General features: G+C 66.9%; 2 protein-coding genes. One reads left to right on the forward strand and one right to left on the reverse strand.

The window, feature by feature from the left end; translation table 11 throughout:
• Nucleotides 1–190: hypothetical protein (locus Q4F91_RS13155; RefSeq protein ID WP_303338187.1), on the forward strand; the 190-nt coding region annotated here is incomplete at its 5' end.
• A 139-nt stretch (nucleotides 191–329) separates the two neighbouring features.
• Here Q4F91_RS13155 and Q4F91_RS13160 read toward each other — a convergent pair.
• Nucleotides 330–3,071, reverse strand: coding sequence for a pitrilysin family protein (locus Q4F91_RS13160; protein WP_303338188.1), 2,742 nt, complete (start codon nucleotides 3,069–3,071; stop codon nucleotides 330–332).
• Nucleotides 3,072–3,551: the final 480 nt, after the last annotated feature.

Raw genomic sequence — 3,551 nt, forward strand, 5'->3', positions numbered from 1 at the left:
CGAATTCGCTTTTGTTCCTGTTCCCTCGCAGGATATCCATCAGAGACATTTTTCAGGGCCTTTTCCGATCACCGACCGGGATAATATTTTCTTTCCGTCCCTCTCCTTCTTCAGCAGGTCTTCAGGTCCGCAGAGAGTGCATGAAGCCGCCGGGGACAGCGTTGAATCCTATCAGGCCGGACGTCCATGAGTCAAACAGTCAGATAATGCCTGAAATGAAAGTCAGATTTTGCCCGGAGCGATCTGTGTAATAACTTCGGGGAAAATGATAAACGGATCCGCATTCGCCGGTCCTCACCTCCAGAGGTGAGGCGGTCCGCCGCGCGGGCTCAGCTGCGCCCGGGGCGCTCGATCGAGACGGTCGCGTCGCTGCTGCCCGAGCGGACGGTGAAGGCGGCGCACGCGGTGGAGAAGACGGCCGCCGCCTCACGGTTAACTTCCCCGGCCGTGACCGAGCTGATCATTTCGTCCGTGGTGCAGACCCACTCTGACCAGGGGAGTCCGAGCGTGAGCTCGGAGAGCAGGATCCCCGTCCACCAGCGGTTGGAGGAGAGGTTCGTGCGCCAGGCCGTGAGCATCGGCTCCTTCTGGAGCTCAAGCTCCTGCTCCGTGACGCCCTTATCCCGCAGGTCCCGTGCGATCGCCTCCATCGAGGCGCGGACACGGCTGAGCGAGGCGGTGTCGGTCTCGGCCTGCATGAAGATCAGTCCGAACCCGTCCATCTCGGGGAATTCCGCCGAGAGGCAGTCCGGGCTGTAGGAGACACCGAGCTCCTCGCGGATCCGGCGGCGGAGACGCTCGCCGGCCACGGCCGTCAGAAGGTTTCTCGCAACCCTCGTGCGGCGGTCGGCCGGGTCCGTGAGGTCAAGCCTCCAGGCGAGCATCACCACGGCCTTGCCGAGGTGATCGTTCTCCACGACCACTTCCTTCTCAAGCTCCGCGGGGAAGCGCGGCATGACGCCGAGGAGCGAGCGCGGCGCCTTCGGGGCGGCGAGGCTCCCGAACCGGCGCGCCGCTTCCTTCGCGACCGTCGGAAGATCAAAGTCGCCCGTGACGAGAAGCGTCCTGTCGCCGCGGGTGCGCAGATCCGCGAGATAGCGGCGCATCGCCTCGAGCGGGACCGCGGCGGCCTCCCCGGGCTCGAGGGGCTTTACGCGGACAGGCTCCCCGGCGAACCAGTGCATGCGGCGGCTGCGCACGACGCCGGGAACGGTGTCGTTGCGCTTGAAGGCGGATTCGCTCAGCCCCTCGATCATCTTGAGGCGGTTCGTGTCCGTGAGCACCGGGTCGAGGAACCGGGTGCGCATCGCCTCGAGGAGCAGCACCGCGTCGTCGCGCTGCGCGACGCCGACGATCTCGCTCCAGCGGGTCGAGGCCGTCTCGCCCGTCATCAGGCCCCGTGCGCCGAAGCGCTTCGTGTTCTCGAGCCGTGTGAGCCGGCCGACGCCCTGGTTGCCGAGCACCATGAGCGCGGTGCGCGCGACCGGCGTCTCCTCGTCCGGGACGCCGAGAAGGCCGTCGCCGAAGACGAGCGTCGCCGAGACGGTGCCCTTCTCGAAGGGAAGCGGCACGAGGACGAGCCGCAGGCCGTTCCCGAGCACCGCCTCGTGGCGGACGATGCCGAGCGAGGGAGCGCCCACGGTCGTGGCCGTGAGCACGGGGGCGGGAGCCTCCGGGGGCTCTCCGAGATAGGGGAAGAGCGCCTGGCAGGTGTCCTCGGGGGCGGCGACGGTCCGGCGCTGGAATTCGCGCCAGGCGTCGAGCACCTCTCTCTCGGTCGCGGTCGTGGCGCCGGAGATGCGGATGCGGAAGCTGTCCGGGGAGAACGCCTCGCGCACGGCCTGGGAGGCCTCCTCGACCGTGATGGTGTCGCGGATGCGCCGCCAGCGTTCAAGATCCTGCACGGGCGAGGTGTAGACGAGCGCGCGGTCAAGCGCGCTGATGAAGCCGTCGGCGAGCTCCTCGTTCGTCGAGGCGGAGCGCTGTCCGACGACGCGCTCGAGCGAGGAGTCGATCTCGGCGAGGATCGTCTCCACCTCGGAGAGGGTGAGACCGTGGGTGATGGCGCGGCGCCGCTCGGTCTCGAGCGCCTCGAGCGCCCTCCTCCAGCCGTCACCGCGGGTGTTGGCCATGAGCTGCACCATGGGCGCGAGCAGCGCGAGGCGGCCGTCATGAAAGCCGGCGCCCACCCACAGCGTGGGATCCTTCTCGCGGAGCGCCGAGAGACGGCGGCTCACGGCGATGCGGCCGAGCCAGTTGACGAACTGCACCCGCTGCCGGGTCTCCGTGTCGCCCACGGGGTATTTCGGATGAAACTGCGCGATCGAGACGGAGGTGTTCGTCACGGGGCGCTTCTGCACGAGAACGCGGACGCCGGGCGCGGTGTCGAATTCGCCGATGCTCTCCACGGCGGGGAGCGCCGACGCGGGCATGCTCCCGAAGATCTCCTCGACCAACATGGAGACGCGCCAGGGATCCGCCTCGCCGGCGAGCACGATCACCATGCGCCCGGGGACGTACCACTTTTCGTAGAAGGCGCGCAGACTCGCCGAGTCGGCGAGCGAGACGGTCTCCTCGGAGCCGATCAGCTCGCGGCCGTAGCGCGACTCGCCGAAGATGAAGCGCTTCCAGGCGCGGGTGATCTCCAGGTCCTCGGTGTTCCTCGCGCGTTTCTCGGCGAGGATGACCCCGCGCTCCTCCTCGATCTGGGCGGGATCAAGAAGCAGGCCGTCGGCGATGTCGCGCAGAATCCCGAGACCCTCGGCGAGCGTCCGGTCGGACGCGTCGGCGAGGCTCAGCTTGTAGACGGTCTCCGTCATGGAGGTCTGGGCGTTCGTGTCGTCGCCGAGACTCATGCCGTGCTTCTGGAAGAAGGGGATCAGCGATCCGGCGGGGAAGTTTCTCGAGCCGCGGAATGCCATGTGCTCGAGGAAGTGCGCCGCGCCGAGTTCGTGCGGCTCCTCCATCAGGGCGCCCGCCTGCACGCAGAGACGGATCGCAAGACGCCCCTGCGGTTTCGAATTGGGAATCACCGCCCAGCGCAGGCCGTTCGCGAGCCGACCGAAGCTCACCTCCGGATCGGGCTCGACGGCGCCCTCGAGTTCGTGGGGCCAGGTTCCGTCGTACCACGAGAACGCCTGCCGGGACTCCTCCCGGGAGGCCGCGGGCGTGACGGACGTGCGGGACGATACCAGTGCGTCGGATGCACCGAGGGGGTGAATAAAAGTATCCCCCGGGCCTCCGGTTATTTCCGGAGTCCCGCTTTCGCGGTCTGCCCGTGACAGGGCAGACGGACTTAGAAAGGGAGGGGTCTTTCCTCGGTCGGGACGCATTGGACGATCGGGATCTCTGAGAGTTGATTCTGGGGCCGGACGCTCGAACTCTTTAAACGGTGAGTCCGAAAATACCTGAAGGATGCCGTGGATGCAAGTCAGCCCGCGGCACGTGATGTCAGGGGGCCCGATTTTACACCGTCTGCGACGTCAATTCTTTGTTTACAAATGAGATGCAATTTCAGGAAAGGCGGAGAGAAGCCCTTCCGGCTCCCGGAG

The organism is Sutterella sp., assembly GCF_030539355.1.
In the GTDB taxonomy this organism is placed as follows: domain Bacteria; phylum Pseudomonadota; class Gammaproteobacteria; order Burkholderiales; family Burkholderiaceae_F; genus Sutterella.